This window comes from Microbacterium sp. ISL-59 (assembly GCF_018613945.1).
GTDB lineage: Bacteria > Actinomycetota > Actinomycetes > Actinomycetales > Microbacteriaceae > Microbacterium > Microbacterium oxydans_B.
Genome location: NZ_JAGGPG010000005.1, coordinates 56,088 through 72,850 on the forward strand (window position 1 = coordinate 56,088; position 16,763 = coordinate 72,850).

Sequence of the window (16,763 nt, forward strand, 5' to 3'; positions counted from 1 at the left end):
TCGTCACGACGGCTCAGGCGTGATGCGGTTCGCAGTCGGACTGCTCGGCCGGCTCGATCTGGAACGTCGAGTGCGCGACATCGAAGTGATCGGCAAGACACGCCTGCATGTCGGAGAGCAGTTGCGTCGACCGTCCGTCGGCGAGCAACTGCGGATCGACGCTCACGTGGGCCGTGAAGACCGGGGCGCCTCGGGTCAGCTGCCAGACGTGGACGTCATGCACGCCGATGACACCCGCGTAGCCGAGCAGGTGAGTCCGGATGTCACTGACGGCCGTCCCCTTCGGCGCGGACTCGGCGAGGACCGAGAAGACCTCGCGCAGGAGCGTGATCGCCCGCGGGATGATCATCGCGGCGATGAAGAGCGAGGCGATGGCGTCCGCCGGCATCCATCCGGTGAGGAGGATGACGATCGCCGCGACGATGACAGCCGCCGATCCGATCAGGTCGCCCATCACCTCGAGATACGCGCCGCGTACGTTGATGCTCGTCCGCTGCGCGCGGCTCAGCAGCCACATCGAGATGGCGTTCGCGAACAGGCCCACCACGGCGACGACCAGCATGAGCCCGCCGGCGACCTCGACCTCGCCCGGGTTCACGAGCCGCCCGATTCCCTCGACGGCGACCCAGGTCGCCAGGGCGATCAGGATCACGGCGTTGATCAGCGCCCCGAACACCTCGGCGCGCTGATAGCCGAAGGTGCGTCGGTCGTCGGCCGGGCGTGCGGCCACCGTCGCCGCGATCAGAGCGATCACGAGGGCGGATGCATCCGTGAACATGTGCGCGGCATCCGCGAGCAGGGCGAGCGACCCGGTCAGGATCGCGCCGATGACCTGCACGACCATCACGGTCGCGGTGAGCGACAGCGAGATCGCCAACAGGCGTCGACTGCTGGCTGAACGGATGCCGCCGGCGGCGGGTGCGTGATCGTGCATGCCCCCAGGCTAGACCGGGAAACCGGGCCGGAAGCCCGGTTCCGACTAGTCGGGAAGGGTAACGATTCTCACCGTCATCTGCGGTTCGCTGAAGGACCGTCCGACGTCAGAGCGCGCCGAGCAGCGGCAGCAGTTCCGCGAAGGCGCGGGCCCGATGCGACTGCGACTGCTTCTCGTCCGCGGAGAAGCCGCCCACGGTCCGTTCCTGCCCCTCCGGCTGCCCGTCCGGGATGAAGATCGGGTCGTAGCCGAAGCCGCCTTCCCCGGACGCTGCGTGCGCGAGGCGCCCCGGCCATCGGCCCTCCACGACGTGCTCCTGCCCATCCGGCAGGACGAGGGCGATCGTCGAGGTGAAGTGTGCGGCCCGGTGCGGGTCGGCGATATCCCGCAGCTGGTCGAGCAGGAGCTCGAGATTCGCCGCGGCATCCTTCTGCTGTCCGGCCCAGTAGGCGGAGAAGACCCCGGGTGCACCGCCGAGCACGTCGACGCAGATCCCGGAGTCGTCGGCCAGGGCCGCGAGTCCGGTATGGGCAGCAGCGGCGCGCGCCTTGATGAGTGCGTTCTCGGCGAAGGTGACGCCGTCTTCGACCGGCTCGGGGCCGTCGTAGGCGACGACCTCGAGATCAGGGCGCGCCTGCGCCACGATCTGCTGGAACTCCGCGACCTTGTGGGCGTTGTGGGTCGCGAGGACGACCTGCATCGTCACTCCCCCGCCAGCGCGGCGAGCTGCTTGCCCTTCAGATCCTCGCAGCCGGCCACGCCGAGCTCGAGCAGCGCATCGAGTTCGCGCTTGTCGAACGGCGCTCCCTCGGCGGTGCCCTGCACCTCGATGAAGAGCCCGCGCCCGGTGACCACGACGTTCATGTCGGTCTCGGCGCGGACATCCTCGGTGTATGCCAGATCGAGCATGGGTTCGCCGTCGATGATCCCCACCGATACGGCGGCGACGGAGTCGAGGAGTGGCGTGGAGTTCTTACCGATGAACTTCTTCTCCCGACCCCACTCGATCGCGTCGGCCAGCGCCACATAGGCACCCGTGATGGCAGCGGTGCGAGTGCCACCGTCGGCCTGCAGCACATCGCAATCGATCACGATCGTGTTCTCGCCGAGTGCCTTCGTGTCGACGACGGCGCGCAGCGCACGGCCGATGAGGCGGGAGATCTCGTGGGTGCGACCGCCGATGCGGCCCTTGACGCTCTCGCGGTCGTTGCGGCTGTTGGTGGCGCGGGGAAGCATCGAGTATTCGGCCGTCACCCATCCCTTGCCCTTGCCGGTGAGCCAGCGTGGGACGCCGTTGGTGAAGGATGCCGTGCACAGCACCTTCGTGCCACCGAAGCTGATCAGGGCGGACCCCTCGGCGTGCGCGCTCCAGTTGCGCTCGATGGTGATCTCTCGCAGCTGATCGGTGGAACGGCCGTCGACGCGGACGATTTCGGACATGTGCTTCTCTCGGTCGGGGTGGAGACGAATCGAGCGGACGATTCGAAGAGGCCTTACTCGAAGGCGATGTCAGGAAGGGTGATGACGCCGGTCTGCACGAGCTGCACGTCCCGGACCTCGCGACCCATGAGTCGGTTGGCCAGTGCCGTGAATTCATCGGCCGAGGCGCCGGTGGCCTCGTAGACGTAGGTCGCTGTCGCATCGGGCGATGCCAGGAGGTCGCCTCTGACCAGCTGGCGGTACACATCACCGGCGGTCTCATCATCGCTGGAGACGAGGGTGACGCCCTCGCCCATGACGTAGCTGATGGCACCGCGCAGAAAGGGATAGTGCGTGCATCCGAGCACCAGTGTGTCGACGTCCGCGTTCCGCAGCGGGGCGAGGTACTCCTCGGCGACCGCGAGGACCTCGGGAGTCCCCGTGATCCCCGCTTCGACGAATTCGACGAACCGCGGGCAGGCCGCGGTGAAGACCTGAAGCCTCTCGTTCACCTCGAGCATGTCCTGATAGGCGCGGGATCCGATCGTGCCCACCGTGCCGATGACGCCGACTCGTCCGTTGCGCGTCGTGGACACCGCTCGGCGCACGGCGGGCCCGATGACCTCGACGACGGGGATCTCGTATCTCTCGCGCGCGTCACGGAGCATCGCCGACGACGCGGTGTTGCAGGCGATCACGAGCATCTTCACACCCTGGTCGACCAGTGTGTCGAGCACCTCGAGGGAGTACCGGCGGACGTCGGCGATCGGCTTGGGGCCGTACGGGGAGTGCGCGGTGTCGCCGATGTAGACGAACGACTCTCGGGGCAGCTGGGCGCGGATGGCCCGCGCCACCGTGAGCCCGCCGACACCGGAGTCGAAGATCCCGATCGGCGCGTCGTTCATGACTCCCCAGCCTACCCGCGCGCGGCCCGACCCGCGCATCAGCACGCTCAGTAAGCTGAGCGCATGACCACGTCGACGGCGCTGCTCACCGACCGCTACGAGCTCACGATGCTCGCCGCTTCCCTTCGGGATGGGACGGCCTTCCGTCCCAGCGTCTTCGAACTGTTCTCCCGACGATTGTCCGGAGGACGCCGGTTCGGCGTGGTCGCCGGAACTGGCCGTCTTCTCGGACTGCTGCGCGACTTCCGCTTCGGAGAGGACGAACTGCGCTTCCTCCGCGATGCGCAGGTCGTGGATGCGGCGTCGCTGAAGCACCTGGAGGCCTACCGATTCACGGGATCGATCCGCGGTTACCGTGAGGGTGAGCTGTACTTCCCGGGCTCGCCCATACTCACCGTCGAGGGAACGTTCGCCGATGCCGTGGTCCTGGAGACCCTGGCGCTCAGCGTGCTCAACCACGATTCAGCCGTCGCGACCGCCGCCGCCCGGATGAGCATCGCGGCGGGCGAGCGTCCGCTGGCCGAGATGGGCTCACGCCGCGCGGCCGAGCGCTCGGCCGTGGCCGCAGCGCGCGCCGCCTACATCGCGGGGTTCGGCGCCACGAGCAACCTGGAAGCCGGTCGGAGCTGGGGCATCCCCACGATGGGCACGGCCGCCCACTCGTGGACGCTGCTGCACGACTCCGAGGAGGAGGCGTTCCGCGCCCAGGTGGAGAGCATGGGCACCGACACCACACTGCTCGTCGACACATACGACATCCGCACGGGCGTCGAGACGGCGATCCGCGTCGCCGGCACCCGGCTCGGCGGCGTGCGCATCGATTCCGGCGACCTTCCGACCGTCGCCGCCGATGTGCGCACGCAGCTGGACGAGCTCGGGGCCGCCCACACGCGCATCACCGTGACCAGCGACCTCGACGAGTACGCCATCGCAGCCCTCGCCGCCTCACCGGTCGATGCCTACGGCGTCGGCACCTCCGTGGTGACCGGCTCCGGTTACCCGACAGCGAGCATGGTCTACAAGCTCGTCGCACGGCAGGATGCCGACGGCTCATGGATCGGCGTCGCGAAGGCATCTGCCGACAAGGCGTCTTACGGCGGCCGCAAGGCCGCGTTCCGCACGCTGGTCGACGGCGTCGCGACCGCAGAGACAGTCGTCGTCTCCGACGGCTTCGAGGAGCTCGACACGCCCGACGAGCACCCCGATGGCCGTTCGCTTCAGGTGACCTTCGTCGAGGCGGGAGACATCGACACCGCCCACGAGGGGGCGGCGGGGACGGCGGCCGCGCGAGCGCACCACCTGCGCGTGCGCGAGGAACTGCCGGTGCGCGCTCTCGCGCTCAGCAAGTCCGACCCGGCGATTCCCACCGTGTACGTCGAAGCCGACTGACGTCAGCTGATCATCGACTCGTAGATCTCCTTGCACGTGGGGCAGATCGGGAACTTCTCCGGGTCGCGACCCGGCGTCCACTTCTTGCCGCACAGCGCCCGCACCGGTTTCCCGGTGATCGCGGACTCGAGGATCTTGTCCTTCTTCACGTAATGCGAGAAGCGCTCGTGGTCGCCCGGCTCGAGATTCTCCTCGCGGAGGAGCTCTTCCAGTTCGCGATCAAGCGTTGCCACGCCGCCCTGATCGGGGCTGTCCAGCGGAGTACTCATCCCGAGAGTCTAGCGGCGTCGAAGACACCGCGGGCGGTCGTCACGCGGTCTCGACGAACTCCATCAGCCGCTCGCCGCTGCGCTCGAAGATACGGCCGCCGATGACCGCTCCTGCCACCAGCACCGCAAGCCCCATGAGGAGCCCGACCCAGAACGTCGCCGGCGCATAGGCCGAGCCCTCGAGAAGCGTGGCCGCGAACAGCCAGATGGTCGGGATGCTGACCAGGATCGCTCCGAGGAAAGCGGCCGCCGGGCCGTACGTGCCTCGCGAGCTGGGCCGCTGCGGCTGCTGGAAGGGGCTGTCACCGGGTCGGGACACCGCGTACGGGGCCACGACGGAGACGATGCTCGAGATACCGAGCGCCGAGAACAGCAGACTCGCCGCGAGCCCCCCGAGCGGCAGCAGGAGACTCCAGTCGCCGATGAGGAGGAGCGACAGCGGTGTGGCGATCGCGAGGACCGGCACCGCCACCAGCAGGACCGGAACCAGGCGGCCGAGGCGGTCGGGAAGCCCTCGCACCCCGCTGGCCACGTGGGTCCACAGGGCCGTCGAGTCGTAGGCGACGTCGTTGTGCGGCAGCCAACCGAAGAACAGTGCCATCACCGGGACGGGCACCAGTGCGGCGACCTCGACGGGCACGCCAGCGACGATGAGCGGAAGCACCGTCAGCACCCCGGCGACCGGGACGACGATGATGTTCATGATGTACCGGCGGTCCCGGAGCCAGTAGACGAGGCTGCGGGCGGCGATCGCGCCGAAAGCGTTGGACGGCAGCAGACCGAACCAGCCGAGCCCGGTGCGCTCTCGCGAGGTGACGGGGCGCTCGGTCGTCGTGAGCAGGCGACGCACGAGCCACGACCAAGCGACCCACAGGAGGCCGACGGTGAGGACCGCCACGATGCCACTCACCCACGCCGATGCCGTCTCTCCCGCCGCGGACGAGAAGAGGAAGGCGGGCGAAGCCGCGAACGGGCTGAACCCGAGCACGGTCGACAGCGTCGCCAGAGAGTCGGGGACGAGGCCGTCCCAGCGCAGCGAACCGAGGAAAACAGCGACCGGGAACGCGATCACCAGCAGCGCGAGTGCGAACAGTGCGGTGAGCTCGCGCGATCGGCGCTCCGGGAGCAGCAGGGCATTGACCCCCATACCGATCCGGGAGATGAGCACGGTCGTGACGACGCCGAGGAGCGTCATCAGGATGGCCAGCGGCCACGGTGTCCCCGCCCGGACCGCGACGATGCAGACGCTGATGTAGACGGCGAGCAGTGCCAGGCTCGGCACACTGACGAAAGCCGCCAGCGTGAGCACCCAGGGCATCTGACGCTCGTCCACGCCGAAGACGGCGAATCGGCGGGGATCCAGCTGGTCGACCGCGCCGACGAGGATCGGGCCGACGAGGAAGCCGACGAGCAGGGCAGCCCCGCCGAGCACAGTGACCGCGCGGGCGACGGGAACAGGAGCATCGGCGAGGCTGAAGACCGCCAGGCAGACGACGACGGTGACCGCGACGACCGCAGCGAGCAGAACGAGCATCCGAACCCGACGATCGCTGCGCAGCGCCCCGACGAGCAGCGCGAACCTCAGTCGGAGAACGTGTGCAGCCACTCGAGCCCCTCCACCTCTCCGCTGGAACCGGCGAGTTCCACGAAGCGCGCTTCGAGGGTCTGGCCTGCGCGCACCTCGTCGATCGTTCCCTCTGCGAGCACCTCGCCGTTGACGATGATGGCCACCCGCGAGCAGACGCGCTCGACCAGGTCCATGCCATGGCTGGAGAGGATGACGGTGCCACCGTGTGAGACGTAGGCACGCAGGATGTCGAGGATGACCGCGGACGAGACCGGGTCGACCGATTCGAACGGCTCATCGAGCACGAGGACGCGCGGCGAATGGATCATTGCCCCGGCGAGCATGATCTTCTTCGTCATGCCGGCCGAGTAGTCCGAAACCACCCGGCTGAGCGCGTCGCCGAGATCGAACGCACGGGCGAGGTCGGACGCACGCTTCTCGATGACATCGGCCGTGAGCCCCCGCAGAAGCCCGTAGTAATAAAGGAGTTGACGCCCTGTGAGCCTGTCGAACGTGCGCAGCCGGTCGGGCAGCACACCCATCATGCGCTTCGCGGCCTGCGGCTGCGTCGCCTGATCGATTCCGCAGATCACGACGCTTCCCTCATCGGCGCGCAGCAGGCCGGCGACGATCGAGAGCGTGGTGGTCTTGCCGGCACCGTTGGGGCCGACGACCCCGTAGAACGACCCGGCAGGCACGGTCAGGTCGATCCCGGAGACGGCACGATTGTCGCCGAACTGCTTGACGAGACCGCGGATGCTGATGGCCTCGCCGCCGGACGCACTGTTGATCGCGCCGACGGCGTCAGACGTCGCATCATCCGAGTCGACCACGGCTTCGACGACCTCGACCGACGTCGCTTCTTCTGTCGGTTCCGGCTCGGCGATCACGGTGGGTGCAGCGACGTCGTCGGCGACCGGCACCACGGGTGCGTCTGCCTCGCCGAGCGCCGGTTCCTCGAAAGCGGGAGCGGACTCGAGTACCGGAGCGGACTTCACCGGGGGCGTCTGATCGGCAGTGGGTGATGGCTCTACGACGGGCGTCGCCGGGGCGTCGGCACGTGCCTCGGCCGCTACTGCACTCTCCGTCGCCGCACTCTCCGTCGCCGCATTCTCCGTTGCCGCCTTCTCTGCGGCGGCCTCTTCTGCGGCGGCCTCTTCTGCGGCCGCCTTCGCCGCGGCCGCCTTCGCCGCAGCCGTCTTCGCCGCCGCGGTCTTCGCCGCAGCCGTCTTCGCCGCCGTCGTCTTCGCGGTCGCTGACCGGGCTGTTGTCTTGGCGGCGGTGGTCTTGGCAGCTGCCGTCTTCGCAGCGGCGGTCTTCGCCGCCGCGGTCTTGGCCGCCGCGGTCTTCGCAGCCGCCGTCTTCGCAGCCGCGGTCTTGGCCGCCGCCGCTGTCGATGAGGGGGACTTCGTCGCTGCGGCACGTGCGACCGTGTTCTTCGCCGCGGCCGTCCGGGCCGCCGCGGGCGTCCGCTTCGGCGCGGCCTTCGCCCCCGGTCGATCGAGCATCGCGTTCTTCAGCGGCTCCACGACGACCTCAGCGGTCGGCGCCGCCTTCTCGGCAGCCGCCTTCGCCGTCGTCTTGGTGGCGGGCACCTTCGCTGCCGTGCCCTTCGAGGCAGCGGGTCTCGCCGGAGCGCGAGTCGCGGCGGGCTTCTTCGCGGCGGGCTTCTTCGTGGCACTCGCCTTGGTGGCGCTCGTCTTCGCGGCATTCGACTTCGCGGGCGACGTGCGACTCGTCTTCTTCGGCGCTGAGGCGGCGTCCGGCGTGGGCTCACCAGTCGGAGCACGCTTCGTCGATGCCTGGGGCGGCGCGGTCTCGGTATCGTCCACCTCGGCGGCGCGGTCGTCAGGGGAGGAAGTCACCGTCCTACGGTATCAATGGGTGGCGGCATACCAAGGCCGCCGCGCAACATTCGACCGCACAGCCCTCGGATCCGATACAAACCGGCTCGTGGCGAGCCTGTGCGTCCGGTGTGTACTCGATCACGAAATGACAACGGGAGGCCCCTCGACCCGGGGCTTCCCAGGCTGCCTCGCTACCATGAACTCGGCACGACGAAGTGTCTGGTCGATGAATCGACCGTGAACACAACTTCCTTTAGGAGCACTCGTGACTCTTCAGACCGTCATCCTCGCCGCCGGCATGGGCTCGCGCCTCGGCCGAGCGCTGCCGAAGCCGCTCACCGAACTGAGCGACGGCCGCACGATCATGGGCCAGCAGCACGACAACATCCGCGCCGCCTTCGGTTCGGACGCGCGCATCACCACCGTGGTCGGCTACCGCGCCGAGACCATCATCGACGCCTTCCCCGCCGTCAACTACGTCCACAACGAGCGCTACGACGAGACGAACACGTCGAAGAGCCTGCTGCGCGCCCTCGGCGCGACCGGCAAGGGCGGCGTGCTGTGGATGAACGGCGACGTGGTGTTCGATCCGATGATCCTCGGTCGGGCGGCTGCCTACATCGAGCGCGACCAGTCGTTCGTCACCGTCAACACCTCCAAGGTCAGCGACGAAGAGGTGAAGTACACGGTCACCGCCGAGGGCTTCATCAACGAGCTGTCCAAGACCGTCAAGGGCGGTCTGGGCGAGGCTGTGGGCATCAACTACATCTCCTCCACGCACAAGAAGGCGTTCATGCGCCAGCTGCAGCGCGTCGAGGACCAGGACTACTTCGAGCGCGGGCTCGAGCTGGCCATCGCCGAAGACGGTCTGCTCCTCGAGCCGATGGACGTCTCGGACCTGTACGCGGTGGAAGTCGACTTCGCCGAAGACCTCGAGCGGGCGAACCTCTTCGTCTGACCCGCTTTCCCGAAAGCCCGGCCCCTTCGAGGGGCCGGGCTTTCGGCGTTTTCGCGGCCGGGCTTCGTAGGATCACTCCATGGCCCCCAAGGTGCACAAGATCCATTCCCTTCCGGACGACGCCCCGTGGGACAAGAGCGTGCCGCCCGCCGGGTCGCCTGAGCATCCGATGATGGTGCGCGGGCTCGACCGCGTCCTGTCGATCCAGCGCCCACTCGTCCTCGCGCACATCCGCAGCATCCGCCTGCGCAACGCGCACGCGACGCCCGCCGAGATCATCCGCATCCTCGAGCGGCGCTACCTGGCTGCCGTCACCACAGGCGGGGCCGCGGTGGGAGCGACCGCGGTCGTTCCCGGCATCGGCACGGGAGTGACCCTGGCACTGTCGGGAGTCGAGACGGTGGGGTTCGTGGAATCGACGGCCCTCTTCGCCCAGTCCGTCGCCGAGGTGCACGGCATCGCGGTCGCCAACCCTGATCGCGCACGCGCACTCGTGATGACGCTCATGCTCGGCAAGGAGGGCGTCGATCTGGTCGGGCAGCTCGCCGGACAGGTGGCCGGACGCGGTGGGAGCAGATCGTCCTACTGGGGCGAGCTGGTCACGAAGTCGCTGCCCCGTGCCGCCGTCGGGCCCCTGGTCGACCAGCTCAAGAGCATGTTCGTGAAGCAGTTCGCCGCGAAGGGCGGAGCGTCGATCATCGGCAAAGCGCTGCCGTTCGGCATCGGGGCGGCGATCGGCGGGGCCGGGAACCACATCCTCGGTCGTCGCGTACTCACCACATCGCATCGGGCGTTCGGAGCGGCCCCGATCGATCTCCCTCTCGAGCTGGAGCCCGTTCCCGGTGCCGAGAAGGTCGAACTTCGCATGCTGCGCGGCGCCCGGTACGCGGGCACGGCGGTGGCCGGCGCTGCCGGGACGACGGTCCGCGGTGTCGAGTGGGTCGGTCGCAAAGCGCTCTCCCTCGGCCGCTCACCCAAAACAGATCCGGCACTCGAGGGCAATGGCCAGGAGCAGGAACAGGACCCCAGCGGGCACTGAGCTCGCGCGTTCATCGCCAAAGGATCGACCGCCCCGTTGTGCCGAGCATCCAACGGCGCGCGTCGCCCCGACGCTAGGGTGGAATCCGTGACGGACAAGCCCGACCTCTTTACCACCGCCGGCAAGATCGCGGATCTGCGCGCTCGCTATACGGAAGCCGTCGTCGACGCGGAAGCGAAGGCGAAGGAGAAGCAGCACGCCAAGGGCAAGATGACCGCCCGCGAGCGCATCGAACTGCTCGTCGACCCCGGGAGCTTCGTCGAGTTCGACGAGTATGTGCGCCACCGCACGACCGCGTTCGGCATGGACCGCTCCCGTCCCTACGGCGACTCGGTCGTCACCGGCGTCGGCACGATCAACGGACGCACCGTCGCGGTGTACTCCCAGGACTTCTCGACCTTCGGCGGATCGCTCGGCGAGGTCGCCGGCGAGAAGATCATCAAGATCATGGAGTTCGCCCTCTCCGGAGGCATGCCGTGCATCGGCATCCTCGACTCGGGCGGCGCACGCATCCAGGAGGGTGTCGTGGCCCTCGGCAAGTACGGCGAGATCTTCCGCCTGAACACCCGCGCTTCCGGCGTCATCCCCCAGATCTCGATCATCATGGGCCCGGCCGCCGGAGGAGCTGTGTACTCGCCTGCCCTCACCGACTTCGTCATCATGGTCGACAAGACCAGCCAGATGTTCGTCACCGGACCCGACGTGATCAAGACCGTCACCGGCGAGGACGTGGGCATGGAGGAGCTCGGCGGCGCGTACACGCACAACACGCGCTCCGGCGTCTCGCACTATCTCGCCGAGGACGAGGACGACGCGATCGACTACGCGCGCACGCTCCTCAGCTTCCTCCCCGACAACAACATGGCGGAGCTGCCCTCGTACGAGAGCACCTTCGAATTCGAGACCACCGACGCCGACCGCACGCTGAACACGATCGTGCCGGACTCGACGAACCAGCCCTACGACATCCACACGGTGATCGAGCACATCGTCGACGAAGGCGACTTCCTCGAGGTGCAGCCGCTGTTCGCCCCGAACATCGTGATCGGCTTCGGCCGCATCGAGGGGCGCTCGGTCGGCATCATCGCCAACCAGCCCTCCCAGATGGCCGGAACGCTCAACATCGAGGCCGGAGAGAAGGCCAGCCGGTTCGTGCGCTTCTGCGACGCGTTCTCGATCCCGATCGTCACCCTCGTCGATGTGCCCGGATACCTGCCGGGCACCGACCAGGAGTGGACCGGCGTCATCCGCCGCGGTGCGAAGCTGCTCTACGCGTATGCCGAGGCCACCGTGCCGCTGGTCACCGTCATCCTGCGCAAGGCCTACGGCGGCGCGTACATCGTGATGGGATCGAAGCAGCTCGGCGCCGATGTGAACCTCGCCTGGCCCACGGCCGAGATCGCCGTCATGGGTGGCCAGGGCGCCGTCAACATCCTCTACCGCGGCGAGATCAAGAAGGCGGAGGAGGCTGGCGAAGACGTCGCCGCCGTGCGCACCCGCCTCGCGAACGAGTACACGTACAACGTGGCGTCGCCGTTCCTCGCGGCGGAGCGCGGCGAGCTCGACGGCATCATCGAGCCGGCGAACACCCGCGTCTCGATCGCGAAGGCACTGCGGGCTCTGCGCGGCAAGCGTGCGGAGCTGCCGCCGAAGAAGCACGGGAACATCCCGCTGTGACCGCGCACGACGCACAGGGCGGAGCATCGGGGGACGTCGCCCCGATGCTCGAGATCACCCGCGGGGCCGCCACCGAAGAGGAACTCGCCGCCCTCATCGCGGTGATCAGCGAGGCGTACGCCACCGAGGCGGCGGACGCCGTCGTCGAAGAGCCATCGGTCTCGGCGTGGACCCGCACGCAGCGCCCGCTGCGCCGTCCGCTGCGTCGAGACATCCCCTGGGGACGATTCTCCGGCTGATCGCGGATCAGGCCCCGGGCGACGATGCCCCGCGGAAGCGGAGCGTCACCAGCTGGAAAGCACGCAGCTCCAGCTGTACCGACTGCTGCTCGACCCCGTCGACCGTGCCGGTGGCGATCTCGCGCTCGAGAAGGTCGGTCTCGACGACGGAGTCGAATGTGAATCCGGTGGTCAGCGCGGCAGCCGCACGCCCACCGTGCGCCTCGTAGAGGCGCACCACCACGTCACCGCTGCGGTCCTCCGCGAGCTTCACGGCCTCGACGACGACCGCGTCCGACGAGACGGAGAACAACGGTTCTACCGGGCCTGCGCCCTGGATTCGACGCAGCGGCAGGTTCAACCGGTACCCCTCGCGGACCGCATCGGCGATGGTCGACGCCGGGCGCACGCTCACGCGGAACGTGTGCGTGCCCTGATCCGCCTCCGGGTCGGGGTAGAGCGGCGCCCGCAGGAGCGAGAGGCGCACGGTCGTCGTGGTTCCGCCGCCCGCACGCGGTGCGCGAGTGATGTCGTGCCCATAGGTGGCGTCGTTCGCGACCGAGACGCCGAAGCCGGGTTCCCCGACGTGCACCCATCGGTGCGCGACGGTCTCGAACCTCGCGGCGTCCCACGAGGTGTTCATGTGCGTCGGGCGATGCACGTGACCGAACTGGATCTCGGAGGTCGCCCGGTCGGTGTGCACGTCGAGCGGGAACGCGAGCTTGAGGAGCTTCTGCCGTTCGTGCCATTCGACGACGGTCTCGATGTCGAGCGCCTCGGCGTCGGACGCGAGCGTCAGTGTCTGCGTGATCCGCGAACCCCCCGACTCGCGGACCACGCAGACGACCGCCGACGCGGGATGCGGGACGATGTCGACCGAGACCGCATCCGTCACATCGATGACGTGTCGGCGGTAGTGCTCGTCGATGTCCCAGGCATCCCAGCGAGTCGGCGTATCGCGATGCAGCTGGAGGAGGTTCCCCCGCTCCCCCACCGCGATCGCGTCTCTCCCGGTCGCGCGGACGACGAGTGACGTCACCAGGCCCGCGCTGTCGATCGTCACCCTCAGGTGCGCGTTCTCCAGCACGAAGCCGCTCGTCGTCCGCGAGACCGCCGCAGGACCCCCAGTGCCCCGCGTGGCGGCGATCCCCATCGCCGCCACTCCCTCCCGTGCGTAGGGACCCGCGTTCGCGACCAGCTCGGATCCACCCGAACCGGCGACGACAGCCAGTGCCTCCGCGATCATGCGCTCTGCCGAGGCGAGGACCTCGTCGTAGCGTCGTTCCGCCTCCCGATGCACCCAGCCGATGGAGCTGCCGGGGAGGATGTCATGGAACTGCTGCAGCAGCACGACCTCCCAGAGCGCGTCAAGTTCGTCATACGGGTAGTCGGCACCACGTAGCGCCGCAGCCGTCGCCCAGAACTCGACCTCACGCAGGGCATGCTCACTGCGCCTGTTGCCCCGCTTCGTCCTGGCCTGAGAGGTGTAGGTGCCTCGATGGAACTCGAGATACATCTCCCCCGTCCACACCGGAGGATCGGGATATTCGGCCTCGGCGGCCTCGAAGAAACGGCGCGGCGTCGACAGGGTCACGGTCGGAGACCCCTCCAGCGAACGCAGTCGTGCGGCCGCGGCGAGCATCTCGCGATTGGGTCCTCCGCCGCCGTCACCGTAGCCGAATGGCACGAGCGAGGTGTTCGCGCGGCCCTTCTCGGCATACTGGGCCTCGGCGCGCGCCAGTTCCTCTCCGGAGAGCTGTGCGTTGTACGTGTCCACCGGCGGGAAATGCGTGAAGATCCGGGTGCCGTCCATGCCCTCCCACTGGAAGGTGTGATGCGGCATCCGGTTCGACTCGTTCCACGACATCTTCTGCGTCAGCATCCATCGCGATCCGGCCGCCCGCGCGATCTGCGGCAGCGCCGCGGAGTATCCGAACGAATCCGGCAGCCAGACATCCAGCGGTTCGACTCCGAACTCCTCGAGGAAGAACCGCTTGCCGCGGATGAACTGCCTCGACAGCGCCTCACCGCCGGGCATGTTGGTGTCCGACTCGACCCACATCCCGCCCGCCGGGACGAAGCGTCCCTCGGCGACCGCGGTACGCAACCTCTCGAACAGCTCCGGTTGGAACCGCTTCATCCACGCGTACTGCTGCGCCGACGACGCGGCGAAAGCGAAGTCCGGGTCCTCCTGCTGCAGCGAGAGGACGTTCGAGAACGTCCGTGCCACCTTCCGCTGCGTCTCGCGCACCGGCCACAGCCACGCCGAGTCGATGTGCGCGTGGCCGACCGCGTGCACGCGATGCGCCGACGCTGCGGCCGGATGCGACAGCACTCCGACGAGCTCTGTCCTGGCGGCTGCCGCAGAACCGGCGATGTCCTCGGGGTCGGCGGCGTCGATCGCGCGTTCGAGCGCCCGCAGGATCTCGGCGCGCCGCGACGACTGCGCGGGAAGCTCGTGCATCAACGAACGCAGCACCACGACATCCTGCAGGAGCTCCCACGCCGTCACGTCGAGGACGGCGACGTCGGCCTGCCGGAAGACGTAGAGGGGGGATTCCCCCGCCGTGTGCCACTCACCCAGCGTGGTGGGCCGGAAGAGCCGGAACCCTTCGGCGACGTCGGGGTTCGCCGCGGCCTCCAGGTAGAACTCGAACGAGTCTCCGGCGGCACCGTCGAGCGGGACGTAGGAGTTGCGGGGCTCGACGGCCTTGACGATCGATCCGTCAGGGCGATAGACGGTGCCCTCGGCCTGGAATCCGGGATCCGCCGCATTGAAGCCCAGATCCAGCAGCAGCTCTGCCCGCTGTCCCTCGCCGACGGCGGGGATCACCCCGGTGATGCGCAGCCACATCGTGCTCCAAGCCCGACCCCACGGCGTCCCCACCTCGAAGGCCGCGAACCGCTGCTGCACCGCCTCGGCGAAGGGCACCGGCTCTCCGGGAGCCGTCCACGCCGCAAGTTCGAGCGCCACCGCTCCGGCGTACACGGCGGGACGCAACCGCTCCTCCACGAAGCGCTCGAGGCGCGCGTCGACGAGCACGGAGTTGTCATGCATCGGTGGTCCGATCGCTGAGGGGGGATGACAGATAATACATCGATTGGAGTTATTTCTGTCAAGCGTTCGCCACGGATCCCTCGCCTGCGGGATCCCGCTCAGTGATCGAGCAGCAGAGTCGATGCTCGCGGGCTCAGCACCGCGTCGAGCACCACGCAACCGGCCCCTACAGCGGCGACATCGTCACCGACGACCGTTCCATCCACTGGCAGCGAGCGCACCGAGCGTGTGGCACTCGCCTGTTCGAGCAGGTCGGGGATCTCTCGCAGATAGACCTCGGCCAGCCGCGACCAGAACGGGCCGCCGAACACCACACGATCCACGTCGAGCATGTTGGTCAGGGCAGCTGTCAGCACCGACATGTGCGCCGCCGACTGCCGCAGCACACCGTCGGCGAGCGCATCACCCTCGGCCGCCCGTCGACACAGCTCGGTGAAACGCGTGTCGACCACCTCGACATCGCTCACCTCGACATCGTCGCGGAACACTCCCGCTCGCTCCGCCTGCGCGACGATCGCCTGCGGCGTGCAGACGACTTCGACGCAGCCGCGGGAGCCGCAGGTGCACGGCGGTCCGTCCGGGTCGACGATGAGGTGTCCGACCTCTCCGATGTTGCGGGTGCTTCCGGGGACCGCTTCCCCGTCTCTGACCAGCGCCGCACCGATGCCGGTACCCAGATACACGAACACGAACGAGTCATCGGCCGACGCCCTCCGCGTCCAGAGCTCGCCCACCGCGGCGGCGGTCGTGTCCTTCTCGAGCACCACGGGGAGACCGATCGCCTCGGCCAGCACCGAGCGAAGCGGCACCCGGTTCCAGCCGAGCAGTTTGGGCGGATCGATCACGGTGCCCTTCTCCGCGTCGAGCGGGCCGGGGGCCGCGACCCCCACACCGGCGATCGATGCCCGGTCGACGCCCGACACCGTGATGAGGGCGTCGATCGTCGCCGCCATGGCCTGGACGATCCGGCGCGGCTCCATGGCCGGGGTGCGCACACCGACACGCCGCACGACCGCACCGGAGAGGTCGAGGAGCACGAAGGTCATGATGGCGGGGTCCAGATGCACCCCGACCGAGAACCGGCTGTCCGCGACGAGCCGCAGCGTGACCCGGGGCTTGCCCGGTCCGTTGATGGTGCGCCCGGCCTCGCGGATCAGGCCTTCGTCGAGCAGTCGCCGCGTGATGTTGGTGACGGTCTGGGCCGACAGGCCCGTCGCCTCGGCGAGCTCGATCCGGCTCGATCCGTCACCGGACTGCCGGATGGCCTCCAGCACGACGGACTGGTTGAAGTCGCCCATCCGCGGAAGATTCGTGCCCCGGCGCGTTCCCATCGTCCAATGATCCCCCATCGCCGGGGAAATCGTGTCCCCCAAAATACCTACAGACAACGATTGGAAGAACCTTCAGACTGAGTGAGACGCTTCGCGTTCGGCTGGTCTCTCTGTCCCAGGGTAGACAGACGCTGATCGGCCACCAGCGGACG

At 68.5% G+C, this 16,763-nt stretch carries 14 protein-coding genes; 5 read left to right on the forward strand and 9 right to left on the reverse strand.

Going from position 1 to position 16,763, the window contains the following annotated elements; genetic code table 11:
• Positions 1–13: 13 nt before the first annotated feature.
• The 4 genes from J7E45_RS16645 to murI all read right to left on the reverse strand — a co-directional run bounded on the left by J7E45_RS16645 (position 14) and on the right by murI (position 3,258).
• Positions 14–934, reverse strand: a complete 921-nt coding sequence (locus tag J7E45_RS16645; protein ID WP_091030308.1) for a cation diffusion facilitator family transporter — start codon at positions 932–934, stop codon at positions 14–16.
• 106 nt (positions 935–1,040) lie between these two features.
• Complete coding sequence (gene rdgB / locus J7E45_RS16650; RefSeq protein WP_091030495.1) at positions 1,041–1,634, reverse strand: RdgB/HAM1 family non-canonical purine NTP pyrophosphatase; 594 nt, start codon at positions 1,632–1,634, stop codon at positions 1,041–1,043.
• Between the two features lie 2 nt (positions 1,635–1,636).
• Positions 1,637–2,374, reverse strand: a complete 738-nt coding sequence (gene rph, locus J7E45_RS16655) for a ribonuclease PH (RefSeq protein ID WP_215070793.1) — start codon at positions 2,372–2,374, stop codon at positions 1,637–1,639.
• A 53-nt stretch (positions 2,375–2,427) separates the two neighbouring features.
• Positions 2,428–3,258, reverse strand: coding sequence for a glutamate racemase (gene murI / locus J7E45_RS16660; RefSeq protein ID WP_091030299.1), 831 nt, complete (start codon positions 3,256–3,258; stop codon positions 2,428–2,430).
• 63 nt (positions 3,259–3,321) lie between these two features.
• Between murI and J7E45_RS16665 the strand changes: the two genes are divergently transcribed.
• The gene (locus J7E45_RS16665) at positions 3,322–4,647 is read left to right on the forward strand and encodes a nicotinate phosphoribosyltransferase (protein ID WP_215070796.1); all 1,326 of its coding nucleotides are present in this window, start codon (positions 3,322–3,324) and stop codon (positions 4,645–4,647) included.
• Between the two features lie 2 nt (positions 4,648–4,649).
• On the opposite strand, the gene J7E45_RS16670 is transcribed toward J7E45_RS16665, so the two are convergent.
• From J7E45_RS16670 to J7E45_RS18010, 3 genes are read right to left on the reverse strand one after another with little or no spacing between them, the layout of a single operon-like run.
• Complete coding sequence (locus J7E45_RS16670) at positions 4,650–4,916, reverse strand: DUF3039 domain-containing protein (protein WP_046013003.1); 267 nt, start codon at positions 4,914–4,916, stop codon at positions 4,650–4,652.
• 40 nt (positions 4,917–4,956) lie between these two features.
• A complete protein-coding gene (locus J7E45_RS16675) occupies positions 4,957–6,522 on the reverse strand; it encodes a hypothetical protein (protein ID WP_091030292.1) in 1,566 nt (521 codons plus the stop codon).
• Positions 6,498–8,348 (reverse strand): ATP-binding cassette domain-containing protein, encoded by a 1,851-nt coding sequence (locus J7E45_RS18010; protein WP_308162169.1) that lies wholly within the window; start codon positions 8,346–8,348, stop codon positions 6,498–6,500. The genes J7E45_RS16675 and J7E45_RS18010 overlap by 25 nt, the downstream gene beginning before the upstream one ends.
• 247 nt (positions 8,349–8,595) lie before the next feature.
• On the opposite strand from J7E45_RS18010, the gene J7E45_RS16685 reads away from it, so the two are divergent.
• The 4 genes from J7E45_RS16685 (at position 8,596) to J7E45_RS16700 (ending at position 12,243) form a co-directional block, all read left to right on the forward strand.
• On the forward strand, positions 8,596–9,288 hold the full coding sequence (locus J7E45_RS16685; protein WP_091030288.1) for an NTP transferase domain-containing protein: 693 nt from the start codon (positions 8,596–8,598) through the stop codon (positions 9,286–9,288).
• A gap of 79 nt (positions 9,289–9,367) precedes the next feature.
• Positions 9,368–10,327 carry a hypothetical protein gene (locus J7E45_RS16690; protein WP_215070799.1) on the forward strand — a complete coding sequence of 320 codons (960 nt, stop codon included), beginning with the start codon at positions 9,368–9,370 and terminating at the stop codon, positions 10,325–10,327.
• Between the two features lie 87 nt (positions 10,328–10,414).
• Positions 10,415–12,004, forward strand: a complete 1,590-nt coding sequence (locus J7E45_RS16695; protein ID WP_374225477.1) for an acyl-CoA carboxylase subunit beta — start codon at positions 10,415–10,417, stop codon at positions 12,002–12,004.
• Positions 12,001–12,243, forward strand: coding sequence for an acyl-CoA carboxylase subunit epsilon (locus tag J7E45_RS16700; protein WP_374225478.1), 243 nt, complete (start codon positions 12,001–12,003; stop codon positions 12,241–12,243). The genes J7E45_RS16695 and J7E45_RS16700 overlap by 4 nt, the downstream gene beginning before the upstream one ends.
• 7 nt (positions 12,244–12,250) lie before the next feature.
• On the opposite strand, the gene J7E45_RS16705 is transcribed toward J7E45_RS16700, so the two are convergent.
• Together J7E45_RS16705 and J7E45_RS16710 are read right to left on the reverse strand one after the other, a co-directional pair.
• Entirely contained in the window at positions 12,251–15,280 is a 3,030-nt protein-coding gene (locus J7E45_RS16705) for a glycoside hydrolase family 38 C-terminal domain-containing protein (RefSeq protein WP_215070804.1), read from the reverse strand.
• Between the two features lie 98 nt (positions 15,281–15,378).
• Positions 15,379–16,578: an ROK family transcriptional regulator gene (locus J7E45_RS16710; protein ID WP_091030276.1), complete on the reverse strand. Its 1,200-nt coding sequence runs from the start codon at positions 16,576–16,578 to the stop codon at positions 15,379–15,381.
• Positions 16,579–16,763 lie beyond the last annotated feature (185 nt).